This window comes from Actinacidiphila sp. bgisy144 (genome assembly GCF_057708105.1).
The window spans coordinates 580492-606051 of record NZ_JBYIRM010000001.1 but is presented as its reverse complement, the minus strand read 5'-3'; the positions used below and the strand labels follow the sequence as shown (position 1 = coordinate 606051).

Below are 25560 nucleotides of genomic sequence, written 5' to 3'. Positions count from 1 at the left end.
ATTCAGCTCGGGTTCCCCGGATTTATTCGGGGGACCCGGGCTTTTTTGCGTTGTACCGTCCGGGTAGCGTGAGCCCGTGCAGTACGACCTGGTGATCTTCGACAACGACGGCGTCCTCGTGGACAGCGAGCCGATCTCCAACCGCATCCTCGCGGAGCGCCTGACCGCGGCCGGGCACCCCACCACGTACGAGGACTCGCTCCGGGACTTCATGGGTGCCGCGATGCACCGGGTGCACGACCTGGTGCGTGAGCGGTCGGGGGCCGTGCTGCCGGCGGACTTCGACGACGCGTTCCACGCCCAGGTCTTCGCCGCCTTCGAACGGGACCTGGAGCCCGTTGTCGGCGTCGCCGCGGTGCTGGACCAGCTCGCCGCGGACGGGGTGCCGTACTGCCTCGCCTCCTCCGGCGGGCATGACCGGATTCGGGTCGCGCTGCGGAAGACCGGCCTGTACGAGCGGTTCGGGGAGGAGCGGATCTTCTCCGCGCAGGACGTGGGGCGTGGCAAGCCGGCCCCCGACCTGTTCCTGCACGCCGCCCGGGAGATGGGTGTCGCGCCGGGCCGCTGTGCGGTGGTGGAGGACAGCCGACTGGGCGTGCAGGCGGCGGTCGCGGCCGGGATGGACGTGTACGGGTTCACCGCGATGACGCCGCCCGGGAACCTGGCGGGGGCGACCGCGCTGTTCGAGCGGATGACGGAGCTGCCCGCGCTGCTGACCGGCTGAGCTGCCGACCGACCGAGCTGCCGACCCGCCGACCGGCTGACCGTGCGGAATCGTCCGCACAGACCCTACTCATCCGTAGCTCCCGCGCTTAGCCTGCTCGCTTATGGATGTCGCTCGCCCGCAGGCTCTGCGGCAAGGCCGGGCTGCCCTCGAGGTCAGCTTCTTCGCGCAGGGCGCGCTCTTCGCGCTGCTCGTGACCCGTATCCCCGCGATCCAGGACCGCTACGGGATCAGTGACGGGCTGCTGCCGGTGTTCCTGGCGGCCGTGCCGATCCTGGCGGGCGTCGGGAGCGTGCTGACCGAGCAGTTGGTGAAGCGGGTGCGGCCGAGCGTGGTGCTGCGCTGGGTGCAGCCGGTGGTGGGGCTGGTGCTGGCGGGGCTGGGCGCCGGGGACCGGGTGTGGACGGCGGCGGTGACGCTGGCGTTGTTCGGGGTGTGCGTCGGCGGGCTGGACGCGTCGATGAACATGCTGGGCGTCAGCCTCCAGCGGGAGTGGGGCCAGAGCATCATGCTGGGTTTCCACGCGGCTTACAGCCTGGGCGGCATCGTCGGGGCGTCGCTCGCCTGGTCGGGCGCGCACTGGCACTTCGCGCTGTTCTCGCTGTACGGGCCGGCGGTGCTGGTGCTGATCCCGCTGACGCTGACGGCGAGCCGCTGGTACCGCGACCAGCAGCCGGGCGGTGTGTCGGCCGACGTGGCGGAGGGACGCAGCCCGGATGGGGGCGGGGCCGCCCAGCAGGTCGTCATGCGGATGCTGCTGCCGCTGTGCCTGGTGATGGCCTTCGCGTACATCGGCGACTCGACGGTCTCCAACTGGAGTGCGAAGTACCTCCAGGACACGCTGCACAGCTCGGACCAGCTCTCCACGGTGCCGTACGCGGTGTACATGGTGACCACGCTGCTCGGGCGGGCGGTCGGGGACCAGGGGGTGCGGCGGTTCGGGGCGGTCGCGGTGGTGCGGGTGGGCGCGGTCGTCGCCATGGCCGGGTTCGCGGTGGTGGCGGTGGCGCCGGGGCCGTGGGTGGGCATGCTCGGCTTCACCCTGCTCGGGTTCGGGCTGTGCGTGATCGTGCCGCAGACGTTCGCGGCGGCCGGGCGGATGTTCCCCGAGGGGTCGGACTCGGCGATCGCGCGGCTGAACATCTTCAACTACGTGGGGTTCCTGGTCGGATCGCCGCTGGTCGGGGCGCTCGGCGACGCGTGGAGCTACCGCGGTGCCATGGTCGTACCGATGGTCCTGGTGGGAGCCACGCTGCTGTACGCGCGATCTTTCGCGGCGGGTCCCGGCGGGTACGGTGTCGGCCATGAGCGGCCGCGCGCAGTTGATGTGGGATGACCGGGTAACGGCGTACGACTTCGGGGACGGGCACCCGATGGACCCGGTGCGGCTGAAGCTGACCTGGGCCCTGGTGCGGGCGTTCGGCCTGGACGCGGGGCTCAAGGTGGTGGCGGCTCCGGCGGCGGGTGAGTCGACGCTGGAGCTGGTGCACCGGTCGGACTACGTGGCGGCGGTGCGCCGCGCCTCGGCGGACCCGGCGGCGGCCCAGGCCGGGACCGAGGCGGCGTACGGCATCGGCAGCATGGACAACCCGGCGTTCGCGGCGATGCACGACGCCTCCGCGCTGATCGCCGGGCAGTCGGTGGGCGCGGCGGAGGCGGTGTGGCGGGGCGAGGCCGACCATGCGGTCAACTTCGCCGGCGGGCTGCACCACGCGATGCCCGGCCAGGCGGCGGGGTTCTGCGTCTACAACGACGCGGCGCTCGCGGTGGCGCGGCTGCTGGAGCTGGGCGCGGAGCGGGTGGTCTACGTGGACACGGACGTACATCACGGGGACGGTGTGCAGACGGCGTTCTGGGACGACCCTCGGGTGCTGACGATCTCGCTGCACGAGACGCCGCGCACGCTCTTCCCGTACGCCACCGGGTGGCCGGAGGAGACCGGCGGGGCGGACGCGGAGGGCGGCGCGGTGAACGTGGCGCTGCCGGCGGGCACGGGGGACGAGGGCTGGCTGCGGGCGTTCCACGCGGTGGTGCCGGCGCTGGTGGCGGCGTTCCGGCCGCAGGTGCTGGTGTCGCAGCACGGCGCGGACAGCCATGTGGAGGACCCGTTGGCGCACTTGGCGGTGTCGCTGGACGCGCAGCGGGTGGTGGCGGAGGCGTGCCACCGGCTGGCGCACGAGCACGCGCAGGGGCGTTGGGTGGCGCTGGGCGGTGGCGGGTACGCCGTCGCGGACGTGGTGCCGCGGGCGTGGGCGCATCTGGTGGGCATTGCGGCGGGGACGCCGGTCGAGCCGCGGACGGCGGTGCCGCGGGAGTGGCAGGACCAGGCGTACGCGCTGACGCGGACGTCGGTGTCGGCGCGGATGACGGACGGTGCGCCGGGGCGGTGGGCGGAGTTCGACGACGGGGGGTACGACCCGGCGTCGCGGTTGGACCAGGCGGTGCTGGCGACGCGGCGGGCGGTCTTCCCGTTGCATGGGCTGCTGCCGTAGGGCCGTGGCGGGGTTCGACGGCCCACCCGTGGGGGTGATTTCGGAAGGTTCGTTATGTACCGGCCGCGGGGCCCGTGCAGGATCGGGCGCGTGGTGAGTGTGGGTGCGCTGCGCGCACATCTGGTGGCGGTGGGGCTCGCGGGCGAGGTGGCCACGGCGCGGGAGCAGAGCCTGGTGAACTACGGGTTGTTCGCGGCGCGTGATCCGCGGCAGACCTGCGGACTGGAGCCGGAGGGGGCGTGGGACCGGGCGGAGTTGCTGCGGTTGATGGCGGACCGGTGCGGGGTGTCGGCCGATCCGTGCCGGACGTCGGGGCCCGACGCGATCGATCCGGACCGTACGGTGGCGGCGCTGGACGCGTTCGCGGAGCGGTTGGCGCGTGCGGCGCATGACCGGCTACCCGTCCTGTTGGGCACAGGACATCCACATCGTCTCCTTGGTTTCTACGCAACTTTGGCCGCCGCGCTGTCGGCGGCCGGGTGCCAGGTGCTCACCCCGCACTACGACCACTGCATGCGGATGCCCACTCATTTCGGCGTACGCGTACACCGCCTCGGCTACGTCGGCGGGGTCGCGGTGGTGCGGGCGGAGGGGGCCGAGCGGGGCGCGCACACCCACTCGCCGCTGCCGGTCAGGGCGGCCCTCGCGGCGGCCGCGCAGCAGGCGGGAATTCTGCCGAAACTCGTGGTGGGGGACCATGGATTCGTCTGCGGGGCAGGGCAGTTGGGCATCGAGGCGATCGGTATCGGGGACTGCGACGACCCGGCGGTTTTCGTGGCGGAGGCGGAGGGCAGAGTGTCGGTGGCCGTACCACTCGACGACACCGCTCGGTCGGATTACTACCGGCCGGTCACCCGTTACGTCCTGAAGAGCGCATGGCTCGGGCAGTAATCCTCCCTTCGCAACTCCTCTTCCCCACTTGCATCATCCGCCCCTAATCTGAGGGGGAGCGCACATGCCTGTTTGGAGTCGCCGGAGGGGAAGCCGGTGGCCGTCATGTGCGGAAGGTTCAGGTGTGTCATGGCTGTAACTGAAAGTCGGCCTCTCAACGAGGTCGTGTTCCTCACTGTCGCCGAAGTAGCGGCGGTCATGAGGGTGTCGAAGATGACCGTGTACCGCCTGGTGCACAGCGGTCATCTGCCGGCGATTCGCGTGGGTCGGTCCTTCCGGGTTCCGGAGCAGGCCGTGCACGAATACCTGCGGGAGAGCTATGTGGGGGTGGAGTCTGCCTGAGCTGCCGTGAGCGGTCCGGTAACGGGCCGGTGACGGGCCGCGTGGGCCTCGGTTACGTTCGTCCGCTCGGGGCGGGTAGGCTAGGCCGACGTAGGTCGTGTGGGCTCGGACGCCCCGCACCGAGTGAAACCGAAGCGAGGGTTGTCGTGGGCTCTGTCATCAAGAAGCGGCGCAAGCGTATGGCGAAGAAGAAGCACCGCAAGCTTCTGAAGCGGACGCGTGTCCAGCGCCGCAACAAGAAGTAAGCGGGCTGCTTGCCGCTCTCCTGCCCCCTTCGACCGCCCGATCCAGGGTGGTGGAAGGGGGCAGTGGCGTGTCCGGGGCCGTTCGGCGGCCGCCCGCGGGCGGGGGCGTTGCGTCACCGCGGTGACACGGCGGCGGGGTACGGTGACAGCATTCCCTCAGGAAGGCGCTGAACGTGGGCAAGGTGGTGCTCGTCACCGGAGTCGCGCGGCAGCTCAGCGGGCGGTTCGTCCGGCGGGTGCAGCGCGAGCCCGAGGTGGACCGGGTGGTCGCGGTCGACGTGGTGCCGCCCGACCACGACCTGGGGGACGCGGAGTTCGTCCGGGCCGACATCCGGCAGCCGGTGATCGGAAAGGTGCTGGCGCGGCACGCGGTGGACACCGTGGTGCACCTGGACGTCAGCGGCACCCCGCTGGGCGCCGGCGGCCGTACCCAGGCCAAGGAGACCAACGTCATAGGCACCATGCAGCTGCTGGGCGCGTGCCAGAAGGCGCCGACGGTCCGGCGGCTGGTGGTGAAGTCCACCACGAGCGTCTACGGTTCCGCGCCGCGCGACCCGGCGGTCTTCACCGAGACCACCCCGGTCAAGTCGCTGCCCAGCGGCGGCTTCGCGAAGGACGCGGTCGAGGTCGAGGGCTTTGTGCGCGGCTTCGCCCGGCGCCGGCCCGACGTGGCGGTGGCGGTGCTGCGCTTCGCCAACATCCTCGGGCCGCGCGCGGACACCCCGCTCGCGGAGTTCTTCGACCTGCCGGTGCTGCCCACGGTGTTCGGATACGACCCCAGGCTCCAGTTCGTGCACGAGGACGACGTCGACGAGGTGCTGGTGGTCGCGGCCACGGAGCCGCGGCGCGGGACGCTGAACAGCGGCACGTTCAACATCGCCGGGGACGGGGTGCTGCTGCTGTCGCAGACCGCGCGGCGGCTGGGGCGCCCGACGGTGCCGGTGCTGCTGCCCGCGGTGACCTGGGTGGGGCGGATGCTGCGCACCGCGGGTGTGACGGACTTCTCCGCCGAGCAGATCCGGCTGCTCACCCACGGCCGGGTGGTCGACACCCGGCAGATGCGGGAGACGCTGGGTTTCCACCCCGTCCACACCACCGCGGAGACCTTCCACGACTTCGCCCGCTCCCGGGCCGGCGGCCTGCTGCCGCCGGCCCGGCTGGCGGCAGCGGTCGACGGGATGGCGGCGCGGGTGCGGCGGGCGGCGGCCGCGGGGCCGGGAACGAAGCGGGGGCCGGAGCGGCAGGAGGAACGGCAGTCATGACGGACGCGAAGGTCATCCCGTTCGGGGACGACGGCCGCCGCCGCGGCGCGGGTGCCGGCGGCGCCGGCAGCAGCAGCGGCAGTGGTGGCGCGCGGCGGTCGCGGGGCCGGGAGCGCAAGGCGGGTGCGGCGGGGTCCGGGCAGAAGGCCGCGGGTGCCGCCCAGGCGCCGCTGGCGGCCGTTCCGGAGGACGGCCCGGGCATTCCGGCACAGGCGGACGGAACACCGCCGGCAGGCGCCGGACACGGCCCGCACGGCGGCGGTGGAGGCGCCGCCGACGGTGTCCGCCCGGAGGCGGCCGACGATCCGGCGGCGGAGGGCGGTGGCCCGGGCGGTGCGGAGGACCTCGGGGCGTCGCTGTCCGCGGCGTTCGGCGCGGTCGCCGACCGGCTGCTCGGCGGCCCGTGGGAGCGGAAGGTCGCCGGCGGCCTGTCCTTCCTGCGGCGGCGGGTGACCGGGGACTACGACGTCGACGAGTTCGGCTTCGACGCCGAGCTGACCGACCAGGTGCTGCTGTCGCTGCTGCGCCCGCTGTACGAGGGGTACTTCCGGGTCGAGGTCAGGGGCATCGAGAACATCCCCGCCGAGGGCGGCGCCCTGGTGGTGTCGAACCACTCCGGGACGCTGCCGATCGACGCGCTGATGACCCAGGTCGCGGTGCACGACCACCATCCGGCCGGCCGCCACCTCCGGCTGCTCGCCGCGGACCTGGTGTTCATGATGCCGGTCGTCAACGAGCTGGCGCGGAAGGCCGGCCACACCCTCGCCTGCGCGGAGGACGCGCAACTGCTGCTGGAGCGGGGCGAGGTGGTCGGGGTGATGCCCGAGGGCTTCAAGGGCCTGGGCAAGCCCTTCTCGGAGCGGTACAAGCTCCAGCGGTTCGGGCGGGGCGGGTTCGTGGCGACGGCACTGAAAACGAAGGTGCCGATCGTGCCGTGCTCGGTGGTGGGCGCCGAGGAGATCTACCCGATGGTGGGCAACTCCCGCACCCTCGCCCGGGTCTTCGGCTTCCCGTACTTCCCGCTCACCCCGACCTTCCCCTGGCTCGGCCCGCTCGGCCTGGTTCCGCTTCCGACGAAGTGGACGATCCAGTTCGGCGAGCCGATCCCCACGGACTCCTACGCTCCGGAGGCCGCGGACGACCCGATGCTCGTCTTCAACCTGACCGACCAGGTGCGGGAGACCATCCAGCACACGCTGTACGAACTGCTGGTGGAGCGCCGCTCGGTGTTCTTCTGACCGGGCGGCGCCGCACGGTGCCGCGTCAGCTGTCGTCGGTGCTGCTGGTCAGGCCGAGGCCGGGGAGCAGCCCGGGGAGCAGCGGGGGCAGCTCGACGGAGTGCTGGGTGGGGCTGGGGGTCGGCGTCGGGGTCGTCTCCGGCAGGTCCGGGAGCTTCGGCGCGGTGCCGAGCAGGTTGCCCGAGCCGCCGATCAGTCCGTCGGCGGTGCTGTCCGAGGGCGAGGGGCTGGGGTTCTGCCCGCTGTCGTCCCCGGCCGTGTCCTTCGACGTGGCCGTCGCGGACGGGCCGCTCGAGGGGGAGCCGCCGCGCGGGCCGCCGTCGTGACCGGTGCCGGAGTCCGCGCCATGGGTGGCGGAGGCGCCGGAGTGGTCCTTCTGCGGCAGCGACAGCGGCGCGACCTCCGCGTCTATGGCGTCGAAGAGCGAGGTCACCTGGTCGGAGACGTCGGTGAGCTGGCTGGGCAGCTTGCCGCTCAGGTCGGTCCAGCCCTGGCGGTGGCTCTCCGCGAAGCTGTTGAGCAGCTCCATCGGCTGGAGCGAGCCGTTCTTGCGGTAGGCGTCGGTGAGCAGGCGGTGCCCCTCGGCCACCTCCTGGTGCATCCCGGACAGCGCCCTGCGCACCTCGGCGACGGACTCGGGGTCGAGCTGCCCGCCGCGGCCGCGGTCCATCAGCCGGCGCGCCTCCTGCATGCGGGTGGACGCCATGTCGAGGTAGACCTTGCCCCGGGAGGCGTCGCTGCCCGCCATGTCCAGCTTGATGTCCTCCATGCTGCGCTTGAGGCCGTACAGGCTGTCGCCGGGCAGGGCGTTGGTGCTCGCCGCGGCGACACCGCCCAGGGCGCCCGCGGCGACCCCCATCGTCAGCCCGCCGACCGCGAGCCGGCGGGACAGCCGGGAGCGCGGGGCGAACCGGCGCAGGGCGGCGGCCGGTGCGAGCCGGCCGCTCTCACCGCGCTGCTCGGGCACGCGGGTGGCGGGGCGGAAGCTGCCGTCGGCGATCGCCTGCTCCATGGCGGCGATCAGCTGGGCGCGCTGCACCGTCTTGCGCGCGGGGTCCATCGCGGGGCGCGGGCGCCGGCCGATGGCACCGGCGAGGGCGACCATCGCACCCTGCTCGGGGTCGGCGTGGCGGTCGGCGGCGTGCGTGCCGTGCGTCTCGCCGGCGCTGTGCGCACCGCTGGACGCGCCCCCGGGCGTACCGCCGCCGCGGCTGTCCGCTGCGCCGTCCGTGCCGGCACCGGCGCCGTGTCCGCCGGTGCTGTCCTCGCGGCCGCCGTCGAGCCCGGCGTCCTCGACCGCCTGGGCGAAGGCGTTCGCCCGACGGTGTGCCGTTGCCTGTCCGATCACGGGCGGCACCTCCTCTCGTCTCCACACTCGACTCCACCCGCCGTCCGGAAGGTTGCCCTCTCCGAAGCCGTCCACCCGATCGGGTGAAAAGCGGTGAGCGGCGTGCGGCGCGGAAGTGTCTGCATGTGTTGCAACGAGTGCCGGTCCGGTTGGGTTACGCAGGTCTGATGATCGGGCAGCGTACGCCCTGGGCGCCACTCATCGGGCGTCTTCGGGCAGCAGCCGGGCCAGGGTGCGCACCGCGCGGTACTGGAGCGTCTTGATGGCGCCCTCGTTCTTGCCCATCACCCGGGCGGTTTCGGCCACCGACAGGCCCTGGAGGAAGCGCAGGGTGATGCACTCCTGCTGCTGCGGGTTGAGCTTGCGGACGGCGGTGAGCAGCGCTTCGTTGGAGAGCTGTTCGAGCACCGATTCCTCGGGGCTGCGGGCCACTTCGTTGGCGTCCAGCATTTCACCGGTGGTCACTTCGAGCCGGAACCTGCTCGACTTGAAGTGGTCGGCGACCAGGTTGCGGGCGATCGTGACCAGCCAGGCGCCGAAGTCGCGGCCCTGCCAGGTGAAGGTGCCGATACGGCGCAGGGCGCGCAGAAACGTCTCGCTGGTGAGGTCCTCGGCTGTCGCCTTGGAGCCCACCCGGTAGTAGATGTACCGGTAGACGGTGTCGCTGTAGTGGTCGTAGAGCCGGCCGAAGGCTTCGGTCTCGCCGCTCTGCGCGGCTTCGACCAGGTCCATCATGCGGCCGCTGTCGGTGTCCGACGCGGGCCGTCGGGCCGGGGCGGCCTTGTCGGCGGCCTGGCCGCGCTGCGGGCTGCTGTTGCGGGTGCGTCTGCCTGCGGCGGTGCTGATTTCGGCCAGGGCGTAGGCGGGGCCGGGGACGGTGGGACCGGACGTGGCGAGGGCGGGCGCGGCGTACGCGGGGACACGCGGCAACTGGTCGGTGACCAGAGCGCGCAGCGCAGCCAGGCCGGAGGTGACAACCCCGTCGTGTGGGTACACGGGACTCCCAGAGGCAGAACTTCCATCACGTGCAGTACGGGACCGTTCACCCGTCGTGGCGACGTGCGGGTACCGGAATGCGTCTGAGGAGAATAACGCTTCGTACAGGCGGCGCTACACCGAGTTGTGGAAATCGCCGTTTCCGGCACTTCCTGTGCGGAATCGTGATCGACCAATTATCGAACGGGGCGCCCGAGTTGACCACTTCGAGTCGTGAAGCGCTCGTGTGAAGCGCGTGTTGTGCTCGTGTCGAAGTCGCGGATGCGAGCCGCTGGTCCGGCCGAACGAGCCGTGCGTGCCGTGCGGGGCGCGTGTTCCGGTGCACCGGCGCGAGCCGTGCGCGCGGGCGGGCGCGGGCGCGCGGAATCGTACGGAGCGCGCCGCACGCGCTTCCGTACGGCGCCGCGCGCCTCTCCGCCGTGTCGGGGTGTTGGGCTCGCCCGGGCGGCTAGCGGTAGCGTCTGCGGGCGGCCAGGGCCGCCAGGACGCCGCCGGCCACCGCACCCATGCCCGCGGCCGCGGGAATCCCGATCTTCGCGGCCTTCCGCCCGGTGCGGTAGTCGCGCAGCCGCCAGCCCTCGGCCCGCGCGTGCTTGCGCAGCCCGCTGTCGGGGTTGATCGCGTAGGGGTGGCCGACCAGCGAGAGCATCGGGATGTCGTTGGTGGAGTCGCTGTAGGCCGCGCACCGCGACAGGTCGAGGTCCTCGGCCGTCGCCAGCGCCCGTACCGCCTCGGCCTTGGCCGGGCCGTGCAGCGGCTCGCCGACCAGCCGGCCGGTGTAGACGCCGTCGACCGACTCCGCGACGGTGCCCAGCGCCCCGGTCAGCCCGAGCCGGCGGGCGATGATCGCGGCGGTCTCCACCGGCGCGGCCGTCACCAGCCACACCCGCTGCCCGGCGTCGAGGTGGGCCTGGGCGAGGGCGCGGGTGCCGGGCCAGATCTTCCCGGCCATGTACTCGTCGTAGATCTCCTCGCCGATGGCCGTCAGTTCCGCCACCCGGTGCCCCTTGACGATGGACAGCGCGCTGTCGCGGGCGTCCTGCATGTGCTCGGGGTCCTCGGCGCCGGCCAGCCGGAAGTACGCCTGCTGCCAGGCGAACCGCAGCAGGTCGCGCTTGTCGAAGAACTTCCGCTTGTACAGGCCGCGGCCGAAGTGGAAGAGCGCGGCGCCCTGCATCACGGTGTTGTCGAGGTCGAAGAAGGCGGCGGCCCGCGGGTCGCCCGCCACCGGGAACTGCTGCTCCGCCGGTTCGGCGGCCGCGTCGCCGGCCTGCGTCCGGTGGTCGAGCGCGGCCTCCGCGGCGGCCTCTCCTGCCAGCACGCTCCGCTCGGTGGCGGACTGCCTACGGGGGGTGAGCCATTTGAGAGCGGCCATGCCGCGAGCATAACGAGGTCCGGGGGCGGGCCCGCTTCGGCCGGGATGCGGGCGCGTGAACGGCGCGGGACACAATGGCGGGCATGACGACGACCCCGAAGACGGTGACCCTGATCGGCCGGCCCGGCTGCCACCTCTGCGACGACGCCCGCGCCGTGATCTCGAAGGTCGCGGCCGAGACCGGCGCGGTCGTGACCGAGCAGGACATCACCCAGGACGCCGCGTTGCACGACCGCTACTGGGAGCAGATTCCGGTGGTGCTCGTCGACGGCGAGCAGCACACGTTCTGGCGGGTCGACGAGCGGCGGCTGCGGGCGGCACTCGCCTGACCTGATCGGAATGTGACCGCCGCCCGACCTCGGCGCCCGACCTTGGCGCCTGACCGTCGCCGGCCCGTCCGGCGGTGCCCGCGGCCCGGCGGTGGTGGGTGCTTTTGGGCGGATTGCCTGCGTAGCCGCGTGTTCGACTACCATCGGGGGCGTTTTGTACACCCGGGGGCGATGCGTGAGGAGCGTGGGCGCGTGCTTCCGGGCCGGAGCCAGGGTTCGTACGGCTATGCCGTCGTGGACGTGGAGGCGACGGGCTCGTCCTCGCACCGGCACCGGGTGGTCGAGCTCGCGGTGCTGCTGCTGGACCGGGACCTGGTGCCGCAGGGCGAGTTCACCACGCTGATCGACCCGCAGGGCCCGGTCGGCCCCACGCACATCCACGGCATCGAGGCGGAACACCTGGCCGGAGCCCCGCGGTTCGCCGCGATCGCGGCGCGGCTGCTGGCGCTGCTGCGCGGCCGGGTGCTGGTCGGCCACAACGTCGGCTGCGACCGGGCCTTCCTGGCCGCGGAGTACGCCCGGCTGGGACTGCGGCTGCCCGCGGCGCCCGAGGTGTGCACCATGCGGACCGCGGCGGCGCTGGGCCCGTCGGCGCCGTACGGACTGTCGCTGCGCGCTTGCGCGGCGCGCATCGGCGTCACCGACTGGAGTCCGCACACCGCGCTCGGTGACGTCCGCGCCACCGCCGCGCTGTTCGCGCACCACGCCCCGCAACTGCCGGGCCTGTCCGACCTGCTGGCGGCCGCGGCCGGGCTGCCCTGGCCGGAGCCGTCCGGCCTGCTCGCGGCGGCGGACGGCCTGTGGCTGCGGCGCGGCAACGATTCGGCCCGCCGAACAGTGCCGCATGCCCGCCACGGGCACGCGTGATGCCCATCACTTCCGCCGGGCAAATCGGACACCATCTTTGTGCACGCGTTCACAAAGACATAGCCTGGCGTCCACGGGGCGTCCCCAAAGACCGCGGTCGCCCTCAGCCCAGCTCTACCCGCAGGAGCACCGTGGCAACTGGCCGAACACACCGACCGGCGACCCGCGGCCGAGGAATTCCCGAGGCCACCGTCGCCAGGCTTCCGCTGTATCTGCGGGCACTGACAGCACTCTCGGAGCGCTCGGTGCCCACCGTCTCCTCGGAAGAACTCGCCGCCGCCGCCGGAGTCAACTCCGCGAAGCTGCGCAAGGACTTCTCCTACCTGGGCTCCTACGGGACCCGGGGAGTCGGATACGACGTGGAGTACCTCGTCTACCAGATCAGCCGTGAACTCGGCCTCACCCAGGACTGGCCCGTGGTCATCGTCGGTATCGGCAACCTGGGCGCCGCACTCGCCAACTACGGCGGGTTCGCCTCCCGCGGCTTCCGCGTCGCCGCGCTGCTGGACGCCGACGCGGCCCTGGCCGGCCGGCTGGTCGCGGGCCTGCCGGTGCGGCACATCGACGAGCTCGAGACGATCGTCGCGGACAACCAGGTGTCCATCGGCGTGATCGCCACCCCGGCCGGCGCCGCCCAGGAGGTCACCGACCGCCTCGTCACGGCCGGTGTGACCTCCATCCTCAACTTCGCGCCGACGGTGCTGTCGGTGCCCGACGGCGTCGACGTGCGCAAGGTCGACCTCTCCATCGAGCTGCAGATCCTCGCCTTCCACGAGCAGCGCAAGGCCGGTGAGGAACGCCAGGACCCGGACGGCGACGTACCCGCCGTGATGCCGGCATGAACGAGCGCAGCGCCATGCGGCGAGGTGGGTCCGGCGCCGTCCGGTCCGCGGGCGACGGGGAGTGTTCATGAGTCTTCTGGTCGTCGGGCTGAGCCACCGCACCGCCCCCGTCAGCGTGCTGGAGCGCGCCGCCCTGCCCGAGGGCGCGCGGCCCAAGCTGCTCCAGGACACAGTCGCCTGCGAACCGGCCGCCGAGGCCGTGGTGCTGGCCACCTGCAACCGGATAGAGCTGTACGCCGACGTCGACAAGTTCCACGCCGGGGTCGCCGAACTGTCCACGCTGCTCGCCCAGCACAGCTCGGCCGGCCTGGACGAGCTGACCCCGCACCTCTACGTGCACTACGAGGACCGCGCCGTCCACCACCTGCTGTCGGTGGCCTGCGGGCTGGACTCCATGGTGGTCGGCGAGGGCCAGATCCTCGGCCAGATCAAGGACGCCCTGGCCCTCGGCCAGCAGCAGCACACCGCCGGCCGCCTGCTCAACGACCTGTTCCAGCAGGCGCTGCGGGTCGGCAAGCGCGCCCACTCCGAGACCGGCATCGACCGGGCCGGGCAGTCCCTGGTCACCTTCGGGCTGTCCCAACTCGCCCCGGCCACCGGCCCGCTCGCCGGCCGCCGCGCCCTGGTGGTCGGCGCCGGCTCGATGTCCTCGCTGGCCGCGGCGACCCTCGCCCGCGCCGGGGTGCGCGAACTGGCCGTCGCCAACCGCACCGTCGAGCGCGCCCAGCGGCTGGCCGCCATGCTCGGCGAGCAGCACCCCGGGCTGAGCGCCCGCGCCCTGACCATCGACGAGGTGTCCGGCGCGGTCGCCGACGCCGATCTCGTCGTGTCCTGCACCGGCGCCACCGGCCTGGTGCTGACCGCCGACGACCTGCGCGGCGCCGTACGCCGCCGCACCGCGGACGGGCCGCTGGCCGTACTGGACCTGGCGATGCCGCGGGACGTGGACGCGGCCGCCCACCACATCGACGGGCTGCACTTCGCCGACATCGAGTCGCTCGCCGCGGCCTCCGCCGACGCGCCCATGGCCGCCGACGTGGACCAGGTCCGGGCGATCGTCTCCGAGGAGGTCGCCGCCTTCGGCGCGGCCCAGCGGGCGGCCCGGATCACCCCGACCGTGGTCGCGCTGCGCGCGATGGCCGCCGATGTCGTGGCGGGTGAACTCGCCCGCCTCGACGGTAGGCTGCCCGGCCTGGACGACAAGCAGCGTGCCGAGATCACCCAGACCGTCCGCCGCGTGGTGGACAAGCTCCTGCACGCGCCGACCGTGCGGGTCAAGCAGCTGGCCGGCGAGCCCGGCGGCGCCGGGTACGCCGACGCGCTGCGCGAACTCTTCGACCTCGACCCGCAGGCGGTCGCCGCCGTCAGCCGGGCCGACACCCGGCCGCCGACCCGGGTGGCACCGAACCGAATCGAGGCGGGCAATGAGTAACCCTGCGGGGCCGGAGCCGGAAACGGTGCGGCCGCCGGCCGCGGCCCCCGGAACGACCGGCGCGGACCAGCCGCCGTCGCCGACGGACCAGCCGTCGGACCAGCTCTCGGACCAGCCGGCGGACCCGGCCGCACGCGCCGCGCGGCGCGGCTCCACCGACAGCGCGGCGCCACTGCGGTTGGGCACCCGCCGCAGCAAACTCGCGATGGCGCAGTCCGGCATGATCGCCGACCAGGTCCGGCAGCTGACCGGCCGGGCCGTCGAACTCGTCGAGATCACCACCTACGGCGACGTCTCCAAGGAGGAGCTCGCCCGCATCGGCGGCACCGGGGTCTTCGTCTCCGCGCTGCGCGACGCGCTGCTCGCCGGTGACATCGACTTCGCCGTGCACAGCCTCAAGGACCTGCCCACCACGGCGCCCGACGCCCTGGTGCTCGCCGCGATCCCGGTCCGCGAGGACCCGCGCGACGCGCTGGTGGCCCGCGACGGGCTCACTTTCGCCGAACTGCCGCCCGGCGCCAGGGTCGGCACCGGCTCGCCGCGCCGGATGGCCCAGCTCAACGCGTGGGCACGGTCACACGGACTGGAGATCGAGACGGTCCCGATCCGTGGCAATGTTGACACCCGAATCGGGTACGTTACTTCAGGCGAACTCGACGCGGTCGTCCTGGCCGCCGCCGGGCTGAACCGTATCGGCAGACTCGCCGAGGCGAGCGAGCTCATCGACACCGGCGTCAGCCTGCCCGCTCCCGGGCAGGGCGCGCTCGCCGTCGAATGCGCCGCCTCCAACCAGGAGTTGGCCGCACAGCTCGCCGAACTCGACGACCCGTTCACCCGGGCTGCCGTGACCGCCGAGCGATCCCTGCTCGCCGCCCTTGAGGCCGGTTGCTCCGCCCCTGTGGGCGCGCTGGCCGACCTCGTGGCCGACGGGCAGTTTACCGAGCTGCGCCTGCGCGGCGTCGTCGGCACCACCGACGGCACCACGCTGGTGCAGATGTCCACCACCGGTCCCGTACCGGCGTCGGACGACGAGGCGCGGGCCGTTGGCCGCGAACTCGCCGTGGCGATGCTCGCCAAGGGCGCGGCCGGTCTTATGGGGGAGCGCACATCTTGAACCCCGCCGCCGTCGTTACAACCAACCCGGCCGGCACCGCCGCCGGTCCGGCCGCCCCAGCCGCCGGGCACGTGACCTTCCTCGGCGCCGGGCCCGGTGACCCGGGCCTGCTGACCCTGCGCGCCGTCGAGGCCCTGGGCCTCGCCGACGTGCTGATCGGTCCCGGCGACGTGCTCGACGTCGTCCGCGGCCACGCCCGCGCCGACGTGGGCACGGCCGAACCCGCCGCCGACGGCGAGGTGTTGGACGCCGCCGCTGCTGCGACACAGCTTGTCATGTCGTCCGCGCGCACCGGTAAGCGGGTGGTCCGCGCGATCGCCGGCGACCCCGGACTGGACGCCTCCGCGGCCGAGGAGATGCTCGCCTGCGCCCACGCGGGCATCCCGTTCGAGGTCGTCCCCGGCGTCGCCGCCGCGCTCGGCGTGCCCGCGTACGCCGGTGTGCCGCTCAGCGGCGACGTCCGGTTCGTGGACGCGGCCACCGCCTCCGACCAGTGCTGGGGCGAGGTCGGCGCCAGCTCCGCGACGCTGGTGGTCTCCACCACCCTCCAGACCGTCGCCTCGGCCGCCGCCGAACTCGTCGCCGCCGGGCGCAAGCCCGACACCGCGCTGACCGTCACCGTGGCCGGCACCACCACCCGCCAGCGCACCTGGAGCGCGACCCTGGCGACCATCGCGGCCGAGCTGAAGGCGACCAAGGCGCTGCCGACGCCGGAGGGCCCGATCGCCGCGATAGCCGTCGTCGGCGAGCCCACCGCGCACCGGCGGCAGCTGTCCTGGTTCGAGACCAAGCCGCTCTTCGGCTGGCGGGTGCTGGTGCCGCGCACCAAGGAGCAGGCCGCGTCCCTGTCGGACCAGCTGCGCTCTTACGGCGCGGTGCCGCACGAGGTGCCGACCATCGCGGTCGAACCCCCGCGCACCCCGCAGCAGATGGAGCGCGCGGTCAAGGGCCTGGTCACCGGCCGCTACGAGTGGATCGCGTTCACCTCGGTCAACGCGGTCAAGGCGGTCCGCGAGAAGTTCGAGGAGTACGGCCTCGACGCCCGGGCGTTCGCCGGGATAAAGGTCGCCGCCGTCGGCGAGCAGACCGCGCAGGCGCTGGTCGAGTTCGGCGTCAAGCCGGACCTGGTGCCCAGCGGCGAGCAGTCCGCCGCCGGGCTGCTGGAGGACTGGCCGCCCTACGACCCGGTCTTCGACCCGATCGACCGGGTGTTCCTGCCGCGCGCCGACATCGCCACCGAGACGCTCGTGGCCGGTCTGGTCGAACTCGGCTGGGAGGTCGACGACGTGACCGCCTACCGGACGGTGCGCGCCTCGCCGCCGCCGGCCGAGACCCGCGAGGCGATCAAGGGCGGCGGGTTCGACGCGGTGCTCTTCACGTCGTCCTCGACGGTGCGCAACCTCGTCGGGATCGCCGGGAAGCCGCACAACGTGACGGTCATCGCGTGCATCGGGCCCGCGACGGCGAAGACGGCGGAGGAGCACGGGCTGCGGGTGGACGTGATGGCCCCCGAGCCGTCCGTGCACGCGCTGGCGCAGGCGCTGGCGGAGTTCGGGCGGGCGCGGCGTACGGCGGCGGAGGCGGCGGGCGACCCCGTCACGCGACCCAGCGAGCGCCGTCCCGGGGCGCGCCGCCGCTCCCGGGTGTAGCCGGCGCGGAAGTGCCGGGGGCGGGCGGTCCTGTCGGTTCGGGGGCCGCCTGCCGAGGGGTCCGGGGCGTGGCGCCAGGGAGGGCCCGGGGGCGCCTGAGGGTACCTGGGGCACCGACTGATCGTCGGCAACTGCACCCTGTGCGCGGGCGTACCGTGGAAAACGGCCCTGTTGTCCACAGAAAGGCGGCGCAGCCGATGAGCAGCCGGTACGGCGAGTTCCCCGGAGCGCGGCCGAGGCGCCTGCGCACCTCACCCGCGATGCGCCGCCTGGTCGCCGAGACCCGCCTGGACCCGGCGGAGCTGATCCTCCCGATGTTCGTCCGCGAGGGCATCAGCGCCCCCGTCGACGTCGCCTCGATGCCCGGTGTGGTGCAGCACACCCGCGACACCCTCCGCAAGGCCGCCGTGGAGGCGGCCGCGGCGGGCGTGGGCGGCCTGATGCTCTTCGGCGTCCCGGAGACCAAGGACGCGGTGGGCAGCGCCGGCACCGACCCCGACGGCATCCTCCAGCAGGCGATCCGCGACGTCGTCTCCGAGGTCGGCGACGACGTCATCGTGATGTCCGACCTGTGCCTGGACGAGTTCACCGACCACGGCCACTGCGGTGTGCTGGACGACCAGGGCCGGGTCGACAACGACGCGACGCTGGAGCGCTACGCGGAGATGGCCCAGGTACAGGCCGACGCCGGTGTCCATGTGGTCGGCCCGTCCGGGATGATGGACGGCCAGGTCGGTGTGGTGCGCGACGCACTGGACGAGATCGGCCGCCAGGACGTGGCGATCCTCGCCTACACCGTGAAGTACGCCTCCGCCTTCTTCGGCCCCTTCCGGGAGGCCACCGGCTCCTCGCTCAAGGGCGACCGCAAGACCTACCAGCAGGACCCGGCGAACCTGCGCGAGTCGATGCGCGAGCTGGCGCTCGACCTCGCGGAGGGCGCGGACATGGTGATGGTCAAGCCCGGCTTGCCGTATCTTGACGTGCTGAGGAAGGTCGCGGACACCGTCGACGTGCCGGTCGCGGCGTACCAGGTCTCCGGGGAGTACGCGATGGTCGAGGCCGCCGCCGAGAAGGGCTGGATCGACCGGGACCGTACGATCATGGAGACGCTGACGTCGATCCGGCGGGCGGGCGCGAACATGATCCTGACCTACTGGGCCACGGAAGTCGCCCAGCGGCTCTGACGGCCGCCGGGCGGGTGCTTGTTGAGGAAGGGGAGGGGGTCCGATGAGTCGGGGCATACCCTCGTGGGCCACGGTCAGCGGCCTGACGGCCGGGGCGATGGCCGTGGTGTCGGTGCTGGCGATCCAGGCCAGCGGATCGGCCCCGGGCGGCAAGCCGGCCACGGCGGCGCCCGCGCCGCACCCCTCGGCGAGCAAGCAGTCCCCGCAGACCCCGCCGCCGGTGCCCGCGCACTCCGACACCGGTAAGCGGATCGTCTACTCGATCTCCCAGCACCGCGTGTGGGTGGTCCCGCGCTCCGGGCCCACCTCCACCTTCCTGGTGCAGCCCGGCACCGTGCCCGCCCAGGTCGGCACCCACTACGTGACCGGGCGCAACGCCACCGGCACCGGCTCCGACGGCGTCCACGTCGAACACGTCGTCTTCTTCGAGTACACCGCCGAGACCTGGGTGGCCTTCTCCGCCCCGATCGACGACAAGGTCACCGCCCCCTCCTCCGCACTGCGCACCGGCGCCATCCGCGTCCACCGTGCCGACGAGACCAAGATCTGGAACAACACCGTCATCGGCTCCACGGTCGTGGTCCTGAAGTAGCACCGGCCGCCCGGAGCGGAGCAGCACAAGCGGGGCCGTCCACCGGGACGGCCCCGCTTGTGCCGCTGGTGGGAGCGGCGGGAGGGGTCAGAGGCGCTCGGGGCTGCGGATGCCGAGGAGTTCCAGGCCCTTGCTGAGGGTCCGGCCGGTCAGCTCGCACAGCAGCAGGCGGTTCTCCACCTGGGCCGGGCCGCCGTCGGCGGTCAGCACCGGGCACTGCTCGTAGAACGTGGTGAACAGCGAGGCGAGCTGGAAGAGATACGAGGCGAGCCGGTGCGGTTCGTAGCTCTCGGCGACCTCCGCCAGAGCGTCCCCGAAGGCGTCCAGGTGCAGCCCCAGCGCCCGCTCGGCCGGCTCCAGGGCCAGCTCGGGGTGGGCGACGGGGCGCTGGCCGGCCGCCGCCTTCCGGAAGATCGACCGGGTCCGGGCGTAGGCGTACTGGAGGTAGACGCTGGTGTCGCCGTTGAGCGAGACCATCCGGTCCAGGTCGAAGATGTAGTCCCGGCCCAGCGACGTGGACAGGTCGGCGTACTTCACCGCGCCGATGCCCACCTGCCGGCCGTTGTCCACGATCTCCTGCTCGGACAGGCCGATCTTCTCGCCCTTCTCCCGCACCACCGCGGTGGCCCGCTGGACCGCCTCGTCGAGCAGGTCCTCCAGCTTGACGCTGGCACCGGCCCGGGTCTTGAACGGCTTGCCGTCGGCGCCGAGCACGGTGCCGAACGGCAGGTGGCGCGCCACCACGCCGTCGGTGAGCCAGCCGGCCCGCCGCGCGGTCTCGAAGACCATCCGGAAGTGCAGCGACTGCCGGACGTCCACCACGTAGAGCAGGGTGTCGGCGTGCAGGTCGCCGGTGCGGTTGCGGATCGCGGACAGGTCCGTCGCCGCATACCCGAAGCCGCCGTCGGACTTGCGGACGATCAGCGGTACCAGCTCGCCGTCCTTGCCCTTGATGTCGTCGAAGAAGACGCACAGCGCGCCCTCCGAGCGCACCGCCACCCCGGACTTCTCCAGCAGCTCGCACGTCTCGACCAGCATGTCGTTGTACCCCGACTCGCCGACGATGTCCTCGTCGGCGATCGCGATGTCCAGCTTGTCGTAGACGGAGAAGAAGTAGATCTTCGACTCGTCGACGAAGCGCTGCCAGGTCGCCAGGGTCTCGGGGTCGCCGGCCTGGAGGTCGACCACCCGGCGCCGCGCCCGCTCCTTGAACGCCTCGTCGGTGTCGAAGAGCGCCCGGGACTCCTTGTAGAGCCGGTCGAGCCGGGACATGGACGCCTCACCGGCGTCCGTGCCGGCCGCCTCGGTGTGGTCCAGCGCATGCGGGTGCTCCAGCAGGTACTGGATCATCATGCCGAACTGGGTGCCCCAGTCGCCGATGTGGTGCCGCCGCACCACCTTCTCGCCCTCGAACTCCAGGATCTTCGCGATCGCGTCGCCGATCACCGAGGACCGCAGATGGCCGACGTGCATCTCCTTCGCCACGTTCGGCTGCGCGTAGTCGATGACGGTGGTGCCCGGGGCGGCCTTGCCGGGCACGCCGAGCCGCTCGTCGGCCGCGCGCAGGGCGAGGTTGGCGGTGATCGCCGCGTCCGGCACCGTGATGTTCAGGAAGCCGGGGCCGGAGACCTCGACCTCGCCGACCACCTCGTCCGCGGGCAGCGCGGCGACCACGGCCGCGGCCAGCTCCCGCGGATTGGCCTTCGCCCGCTTGGCCAGGCCCAGCACCCCGTTCGCCTGGAAGTCCGCCCGGTCGCTTCGTCGCAGCAGCGGGTCGGCGTCGACGGCCGACGGCACCGCGGCCGCGAGGGCTGCGGAGACGCGCTGCTGGAGCGAGGCGGAGAGGGAAGCGACCGAGGCCATGGAGGTGCCGTTCCGTGTGTCGGGAGATCGGACGTGCCACGCGACCGTGGCGACATCATTGTCCCACGGGCCCCGCGACCCCCTCACCGGGTTATCCACAGGCGGAAGCGGCCGCGCCGGGTTGTCCACAGGCGGATTATTCGCTGGCCGCCGCACGCGCCGGGTCTGGGAGAATGAAGGTGCCGGGCAGGTCCCGGCCCGCCGGTCCCGCGGACGCTTCGCGGCCGGCGGCGAGCACCGTCGAAGACCCCCAGGAAGAAGAGGACCGTGGCAGCAAGCACCGAGGCCGACTGGGTCTCCCGTTTCGCGGACGACGTCATCGCCGAGTCGGAGCGCCGCGCCCCCGGGAAACCCGTTGTCGTCGCGTCCGGGCTCAGCCCCTCCGGCCCGATCCACCTGGGAAACCTCCGCGAGGTCATGACCCCGCACCTGGTGGCCGACGAGATCCGGCGCCGCGGCATCGAGGTGCGCCACCTCATCTCCTGGGACGACTACGACCGGTACCGCAAGGTGCCCAAGGGCATCCCCGGCGTCGACGACTCGTGGGCCGAGCACATCGGCAAGCCGCTGACCTCGGTGCCCGCCCCGGCCGGCTCCCCGTTCCCGAACTGGGCGGAGCACTTCAAGTCCGCCATGGTCGACGCCCTGGGCGCCCTCGGCGTGGAGTTCGACGGCATCAGCCAGACCGCGCAGTACACCGCGGGTGCCTACCGCGACCAGGTGCTGCACGCCATGCGGCACCGCGCCGACATCGACGCGATCCTCGCGCAGTACCGCACGAAGAAGGCCGCCCCCGCCGCCAAGCAGGGCCAGAAGCCGGTCGACGAGGCGGAGCTGGCGGCCGCCGAGGGCTCGGGCGCCGCGGCGGAGGACGACGGCAGCGGCGCCGGCGCGGAGTACTACCCGTACAAGCCGTACTGCGCGCGCTGCGGCAAGGACCTCACCACCGTCACCAGCTATGACGACGAGAGCACCGAGCTCAGCTACACCTGCGCCTGCGGCCACTCCGAGACGGTCCGGCTCAGCGAGTTCAACCGCGGCAAGCTGGTCTGGAAGGTCGACTGGCCGATGCGCTGGGCGTACGAAGGCGTGGTCTTCGAGCCCTCCGGCGTCGACCACTCCTCGCCCGGGTCGTCCTTCCAGGTCGGCGGGCAGATCGTCGGACCGATCTTCGGCGGCAAGCAGCCGATCGGGCCGATGTACGCGTTCGTCGGCATCTCCGGCATGGCCAAGATGTCCTCGTCCAAGGGCGGCGTGCCCACCCCCGGCGACGCCCTGCGGATCATGGAGCCGCAGATCCTGCGCTGGCTGTACGCCCGCCGCCGGCCCAACCAGTCCTTCAAGATCGCCTTCGACCAGGAGATCCAGCGGCTGTACGACGAGTGGGACGCGCTCTCCCGCAAGGTCGCCGACGGCACCGTGCTCCCCGCCGACGCGGCGGCGTACGGCCGGGCGGTCGGCACCGCCCGCGGTGAACTCCCGCGCACCGTCCACCCGCTGCCGTACCGCACCCTCGCCTCGGTCGCCGACGTGACCGCGGGCGCCGAGGAGCAGACGCTGCGCATCCTCTCCGAGCTGGACCCGGAGCACCCGCTCACCTCGCTCGCCGAGGTGCGGCCGCGGCTGGACCGCGCCGAGGACTGGATCGCGACGTACGTCCCGGCCGAGCAGCGCACCGTGGTGCGCGACCAGCCCGACACCGACCGCCTCGCCGCGCTCGACGACGCCGACCGCGGCTCCCTGAAGCTGCTGCTGGACGGCCTGGACAGCCACTGGTCGCTGGACGGCCTGACCACCCTGGTCTACGCGGTCCCGAAGATCCGGGCCGGCCTGACGCCCGACGCGAAGCCGACGCCCGAACTCAAGGCGGCCCAGCGGTCGTTCTTCGTGCTGCTGTACGAACTGCTGGTCGGCCGGGACACCGGTCCGCGGCTGCCGACCCTGCTGCTGGCCGTGGGCCAGGACCGGGTGCGGTCGCTGCTGGGCGGCGGTTCCTGACTGTCTGCTGACGGCCGGCTCCCGGCCGCAGGAGCGGGGCGCCGTGCGGCAGTGCGGCGCCCCGCCGGATCGGCATCAGGGGCGGGGCGGGCCGGATCGGCGCCCGATCAGGGGATGTACTCGGCCTCTGCCTCGGAGGTGTAGCGGTAGCGCAACTCGCGGTGGGCGGCGACCAGTTCGCGCTGCTCGGGTGCGTTGCCGCCGTACGCCTCCTCCAGCAGCCGGGCGAGCTGGCGGGTGTTGGGGAAGCTGCCCTGCTCTCGTACGTACTGGCGGTAGGCGGCGAAGTAGGCGTCGGCGACCGGCACGTCGTCGGGCAGGCGCAGGGTGCCGGACGGGTAGGTGGCGAGGTCGGACTCCGGTTCCGGTGCGGGGGCCGCCTCGGCCGCCGGCTCGGGAGTGGGAGCGGCAGCGGGTGCCTCGGTGCGCTGGCCGGGCAGCGCGATGCCGCCTTCGCCCTGGACCGGGGTGCCGTTCGCACCGTTGAGTGCCTCGGGCGGCACTTCGCCCTCGGTGCCCACGGTGCCCACGGTGCCCAGCGGTCGGGTGCGGTTGGGCCCGGCGGGCACCATCACCTGCGGTTGCTGCGGTTGCTGCGGTTGCTGCGGTTGCTGCGGTTGCTGCGGTTGCTGCGGCTCGGCGCCCGGCACCGGAGCCTGGCCCTGCTGAGCGGCGAACCCCTGTTGGGCCGCGAATCCCTGTTGGGCCTCGTCGTACTCCGGCCCGCCGTACGGCCCGGGGTAGGGGTGGCCCGGGAACTCCGCCTGGGCGGCGGCCCGCTGCGCGGCGAACCACGGACTGTGGTGGGGCGCGCCCTGCCAATCGCCCTGCTGGTACCCCTGCTGCTCCAGCAACTGGCGCTCGTACAACTGCCGTTCGTACTCCTGCGCCTGGGCCAGTGCCAGGTCGAAGTCGTCGTCGAGGTCGCTCACCGGGCCGTTCGGCACCGGTCCGGCGGACCCGTTTCGGCCACCCGGCCCACCCGGTCCACCCGGGCCGGCCTGGCCCGCGGCCGCAGCCCTGCCCGCGGTACCCGCCCGCTCGTCGGCGACCTGCCCGCCGTCCGCCGCGTCACCCGTGGCGAGCGCGTCCGCCCCACCGCTCCCCGCCGTCAACTGCTTGGCCGGGGGCAGCAGTTCGATGCCCGCCGCCTCCAGCCCCGCGTCGGCCGTCTCGGACAGCGGCACCCCGTAGCGGGCCAGCCGCAGCGGCATGATCGCCTCGACCGGGGCGCGGCGCCGCCACGCGATGCCGTACCGCGCCCGCAGCCGGGCCCGGTAGACCAGCCGGTCCTGCTCGCGCCGGATGACCTCCTCGTAACTGCGCAGCTCCCACAGCTTCATCCGCCGCCACAGCCGGAAGGTCGGCAGCGGGGCGAGCAGCCAGCGGGTGATGCGCACGCCCTCCATGTGCTTGTCGGCGGTGATGTCGGCGATCCGGCCGATCGCGTGCCGGGCGGCCTCGACCGACACCACGAACAGCACCGGGATGATCGCGTGCATGCCGACGCCGAGCGCGTCCGGCCAGGCCGCGGCGCCGTTGAAGGCGATGGTGGCGGCGGTGAGCAGCCACGCGGTCTGCCGCAGCAGCGGGAAGGGGATGCGCAGCCAGGTCAGCAGCAGGTCGAGCGAGAGCAGGACGACGATCCCGGCGTCCACACCGATCGGGAAGACGTTGGCGAACCAGCCGAAGCCCTTGTGCAGGGCGAGCGTGCGCACGGCGGCGTACGAACCGGCGAAACCGATCCCGGCGATCACCACGGCACCGGAGATGACGATGCCGACCAATATCCGGTGTGTCCGGGTCAAACGTATCGCGGCCACCCGCGGCCCCTCCTGCTGCTCGGCACCTCTTCCCCTGAACTGGCCGCCCCAGACTGCCACATACGGGTGGCGTCGTGAGGATCGGTTGACGCCCGGGCCCGCTCGCGGTCGGACAAACGTACGGATACGGGGCCGGGTGAGGCCGAGTTGTTACGCGGAGCCCGGCGGCGGCGGTGCTACGCGTTGGCGGCCGCGACCGCGGCGACGACGTCCTTCGCGGCGCGCTTCGCGTCGCTGTCCACGGACTTCGCGCTCGGGTTCTTCTTGCCCTCCAGGCCGGCGCCGTCGTACTCGACGAGCACCACGACGTTGCCGGTGCGGACCACCACGGAGTCGTTCTGCGACTTGACCTTCGACACGATCGTCCAGCCGCTGATCGACCGGGCCTCGTCGCCGAGCCCGGTGATGCCGGTGGCGGTGGTGCCCGCGTCCTTCTCCGCCGAGGCGACCTGGTCGGTGAACTGCTTGTGCGCCTGGAGGTCGGCGGCGCCGAGGTCGGCCGAGGAGTCGTAGCGCTCCAGGCTGACCGACAGCCAGCGGTACTGGTAGCCGTCCTTGCCGTTGCCGGTCCAGGAGCAGCCGCTGCGGGTGTTGCTGGCGCCGGCGGTGTCCGTCGCGGTGCCGCCGCTGTGCTTGGCCTTCGGGACCAGGTCGCTGATGGTGGCCTTGGTGATCGTCTTGCAGGACGACGGCAGCGTCTGGAACCGGGCGGCGGCGAGCGGGGCGGTGGTGGTGGCGCTCGGCGCGGCCGAACCGCCCTTGCCGCTGCCGTCGTCCGCGGACGAGCCCGAGGCGGACGCGGTGGAGGAGCCGGACGAGCCGGACGAGCCGCCGGAGCAGCCGGCCACCAGCAGGGCGGGCACGGCCGCGCAGGCGAGCAGCACGGTCAGGCGGCGCTTGGAGGGGCGTCGACGTCGTTCCATGGTCTCGGGTCCTTCGGCAGCGGGGTGGTCG

General features: G+C 72.9%; 23 protein-coding genes. 17 read left to right on the top strand and 6 right to left on the bottom strand.

Translation table 11 applies throughout. The features are described 5' to 3' along the window. Positions 1-76: 76 nt before the first annotated feature. The 8 genes from AC3EVP_RS02935 to AC3EVP_RS02900 all read left to right on the top strand — a co-directional run bounded on the left by AC3EVP_RS02935 (position 77) and on the right by AC3EVP_RS02900 (position 7194). Complete coding sequence (locus AC3EVP_RS02935) at positions 77-724, top strand: HAD family hydrolase (RefSeq protein WP_435125524.1); 648 nt, start codon at positions 77-79, stop codon at positions 722-724. Between the two features lie 103 nt (positions 725-827). Continuing rightward, positions 828-2060: an MFS transporter gene (locus tag AC3EVP_RS02930; protein WP_435125521.1), complete on the top strand. Its 1233-nt coding sequence runs from the start codon at positions 828-830 to the stop codon at positions 2058-2060. Further along, positions 2029-3216 carry an acetoin utilization protein AcuC gene (locus AC3EVP_RS02925; protein WP_435125518.1) on the top strand — a complete coding sequence of 396 codons (1188 nt, stop codon included), beginning with the start codon at positions 2029-2031 and terminating at the stop codon, positions 3214-3216. The genes AC3EVP_RS02930 and AC3EVP_RS02925 overlap by 32 nt, the downstream gene beginning before the upstream one ends. A gap of 90 nt (positions 3217-3306) precedes the next feature. After that, complete coding sequence (locus tag AC3EVP_RS02920) at positions 3307-4107, top strand: phosphatase (protein ID WP_435125516.1); 801 nt, start codon at positions 3307-3309, stop codon at positions 4105-4107. Between the two features lie 129 nt (positions 4108-4236). Further along, entirely contained in the window at positions 4237-4449 is a 213-nt protein-coding gene (locus tag AC3EVP_RS02915) for a helix-turn-helix domain-containing protein (protein ID WP_202235362.1), read from the top strand. 29 nt (positions 4450-4478) lie between these two features. Beyond that, positions 4479-4694 carry a 30S ribosomal protein bS22 gene (locus tag AC3EVP_RS02910; protein WP_435125512.1) on the top strand — a complete coding sequence of 72 codons (216 nt, stop codon included), beginning with the start codon at positions 4479-4481 and terminating at the stop codon, positions 4692-4694. A 173-nt stretch (positions 4695-4867) separates the two neighbouring features. Next, complete coding sequence (locus AC3EVP_RS02905; protein ID WP_435125510.1) at positions 4868-5956, top strand: NAD-dependent epimerase/dehydratase family protein; 1089 nt, start codon at positions 4868-4870, stop codon at positions 5954-5956. Continuing rightward, on the top strand, positions 5953-7194 hold the full coding sequence (locus tag AC3EVP_RS02900) for a lysophospholipid acyltransferase family protein (RefSeq protein WP_435125508.1): 1242 nt from the start codon (positions 5953-5955) through the stop codon (positions 7192-7194). Before AC3EVP_RS02905 ends, AC3EVP_RS02900 begins: the two co-directional genes overlap by 4 nt. A 25-nt stretch (positions 7195-7219) precedes the next feature. Here AC3EVP_RS02900 and AC3EVP_RS02895 read toward each other — a convergent pair whose 3' ends face one another. The 3 genes from AC3EVP_RS02895 to AC3EVP_RS02885 all read right to left on the bottom strand — a co-directional run bounded on the left by AC3EVP_RS02895 (position 7220) and on the right by AC3EVP_RS02885 (position 10913). Further along, complete coding sequence (locus AC3EVP_RS02895; protein WP_435125505.1) at positions 7220-8542, bottom strand: DUF5667 domain-containing protein; 1323 nt, start codon at positions 8540-8542, stop codon at positions 7220-7222. Between the two features lie 198 nt (positions 8543-8740). Then, positions 8741-9538, bottom strand: a complete 798-nt coding sequence (locus AC3EVP_RS02890) for an ECF subfamily RNA polymerase sigma factor, BldN family (protein WP_335978498.1) — start codon at positions 9536-9538, stop codon at positions 8741-8743. A gap of 448 nt (positions 9539-9986) precedes the next feature. Further along, positions 9987-10913, bottom strand: coding sequence for an HAD family hydrolase (locus tag AC3EVP_RS02885; RefSeq protein WP_335978496.1), 927 nt, complete (start codon positions 10911-10913; stop codon positions 9987-9989). Between the two features lie 83 nt (positions 10914-10996). Between AC3EVP_RS02885 and AC3EVP_RS02880 the strand changes: the two genes are divergently transcribed. The 8 genes from AC3EVP_RS02880 (at position 10997) to AC3EVP_RS02845 (ending at position 18922) form a co-directional block, all read left to right on the top strand. Beyond that, a complete protein-coding gene (locus tag AC3EVP_RS02880; RefSeq protein WP_435125502.1) occupies positions 10997-11242 on the top strand; it encodes a glutaredoxin family protein in 246 nt (81 codons plus the stop codon). Positions 11243-11434: 192 nt separating this feature from the next. After that, a complete protein-coding gene (locus AC3EVP_RS02875; RefSeq protein ID WP_435125499.1) occupies positions 11435-12109 on the top strand; it encodes a 3'-5' exonuclease in 675 nt (224 codons plus the stop codon). A 131-nt stretch (positions 12110-12240) separates the two neighbouring features. Further along, a complete protein-coding gene (locus tag AC3EVP_RS02870; protein WP_335978491.1) occupies positions 12241-12951 on the top strand; it encodes a redox-sensing transcriptional repressor Rex in 711 nt (236 codons plus the stop codon). Positions 12952-13018: 67 nt separating this feature from the next. Further along, positions 13019-14383 carry a glutamyl-tRNA reductase gene (locus AC3EVP_RS02865; RefSeq protein WP_435125494.1) on the top strand — a complete coding sequence of 455 codons (1365 nt, stop codon included), beginning with the start codon at positions 13019-13021 and terminating at the stop codon, positions 14381-14383. Next, the gene (gene hemC / locus AC3EVP_RS02860) at positions 14376-15497 is read left to right on the top strand and encodes a hydroxymethylbilane synthase (protein WP_435125491.1); all 1122 of its coding nucleotides are present in this window, start codon (positions 14376-14378) and stop codon (positions 15495-15497) included. The genes AC3EVP_RS02865 and hemC overlap by 8 nt, the downstream gene beginning before the upstream one ends. Beyond that, positions 15494-17146 carry a bifunctional uroporphyrinogen-III C-methyltransferase/uroporphyrinogen-III synthase gene (locus tag AC3EVP_RS02855; RefSeq protein ID WP_335978486.1) on the top strand — a complete coding sequence of 551 codons (1653 nt, stop codon included), beginning with the start codon at positions 15494-15496 and terminating at the stop codon, positions 17144-17146. Before hemC ends, AC3EVP_RS02855 begins: the two co-directional genes overlap by 4 nt. Positions 17147-17343: 197 nt before the next feature. Then, positions 17344-18330: a porphobilinogen synthase gene (gene hemB, locus AC3EVP_RS02850; RefSeq protein ID WP_435125486.1), complete on the top strand. Its 987-nt coding sequence runs from the start codon at positions 17344-17346 to the stop codon at positions 18328-18330. Between the two features lie 43 nt (positions 18331-18373). After that, positions 18374-18922 carry a L,D-transpeptidase gene (locus AC3EVP_RS02845; RefSeq protein ID WP_335978482.1) on the top strand — a complete coding sequence of 183 codons (549 nt, stop codon included), beginning with the start codon at positions 18374-18376 and terminating at the stop codon, positions 18920-18922. Between the two features lie 87 nt (positions 18923-19009). Here the strand turns inward: AC3EVP_RS02845 and argS are convergent, their stop codons facing one another. Further along, positions 19010-20785: an arginine--tRNA ligase gene (argS, locus tag AC3EVP_RS02840; RefSeq protein ID WP_335978481.1), complete on the bottom strand. Its 1776-nt coding sequence runs from the start codon at positions 20783-20785 to the stop codon at positions 19010-19012. Positions 20786-21052: 267 nt separating this feature from the next. Between argS and lysS the strand changes: the two genes are divergently transcribed. Beyond that, complete coding sequence (gene lysS / locus AC3EVP_RS02835; protein ID WP_335978480.1) at positions 21053-22783, top strand: lysine--tRNA ligase; 1731 nt, start codon at positions 21053-21055, stop codon at positions 22781-22783. A 107-nt stretch (positions 22784-22890) separates the two neighbouring features. Here the strand turns inward: lysS and AC3EVP_RS02830 are convergent, their stop codons facing one another. Continuing rightward, entirely contained in the window at positions 22891-24606 is a 1716-nt protein-coding gene (locus AC3EVP_RS02830) for a DUF2637 domain-containing protein (protein ID WP_435125480.1), read from the bottom strand. A 176-nt stretch (positions 24607-24782) separates the two neighbouring features. Then, positions 24783-25529, bottom strand: coding sequence for a DUF3558 domain-containing protein (locus tag AC3EVP_RS02825; protein ID WP_435125479.1), 747 nt, complete (start codon positions 25527-25529; stop codon positions 24783-24785). Between the last annotated feature and the right edge of the window lie 31 nt (positions 25530-25560).

Bases quoted from the DNA above. Each gene is read 5' to 3' on its own strand.
- hemC (WP_435125491.1), top strand. From the start codon at position 14,376: ATGAGTAACCCTGCGGGGCCGGAGCCGGAAACGGTGCGGCCGCCGGCC.
- AC3EVP_RS02925 (WP_435125518.1), top strand. From the start codon at position 2,029: ATGAGCGGCCGCGCGCAGTTGATGTGGGATGACCGGGTAACGGCGTAC.
- AC3EVP_RS02880 (WP_435125502.1), top strand. From the start codon at position 10,997: ATGACGACGACCCCGAAGACGGTGACCCTGATCGGCCGGCCCGGCTGC.
- AC3EVP_RS02825 (WP_435125479.1), bottom strand. From the start codon at position 25,529: ATGGAACGACGTCGACGCCCCTCCAAGCGCCGCCTGACCGTGCTGCTC.
- AC3EVP_RS02915 (WP_202235362.1), top strand. From the start codon at position 4,237: ATGGCTGTAACTGAAAGTCGGCCTCTCAACGAGGTCGTGTTCCTCACT.
- AC3EVP_RS02885 (WP_335978496.1), bottom strand. From the start codon at position 10,913: ATGGCCGCTCTCAAATGGCTCACCCCCCGTAGGCAGTCCGCCACCGAG.
- AC3EVP_RS02900 (WP_435125508.1), top strand. From the start codon at position 5,953: ATGACGGACGCGAAGGTCATCCCGTTCGGGGACGACGGCCGCCGCCGC.
- hemB (WP_435125486.1), top strand. From the start codon at position 17,344: ATGAGCAGCCGGTACGGCGAGTTCCCCGGAGCGCGGCCGAGGCGCCTG.
- AC3EVP_RS02930 (WP_435125521.1), top strand. From the start codon at position 828: ATGGATGTCGCTCGCCCGCAGGCTCTGCGGCAAGGCCGGGCTGCCCTC.
- AC3EVP_RS02845 (WP_335978482.1), top strand. From the start codon at position 18,374: ATGAGTCGGGGCATACCCTCGTGGGCCACGGTCAGCGGCCTGACGGCC.
- argS (WP_335978481.1), bottom strand. From the start codon at position 20,785: ATGGCCTCGGTCGCTTCCCTCTCCGCCTCGCTCCAGCAGCGCGTCTCC.
- AC3EVP_RS02865 (WP_435125494.1), top strand. From the start codon at position 13,019: ATGAGTCTTCTGGTCGTCGGGCTGAGCCACCGCACCGCCCCCGTCAGC.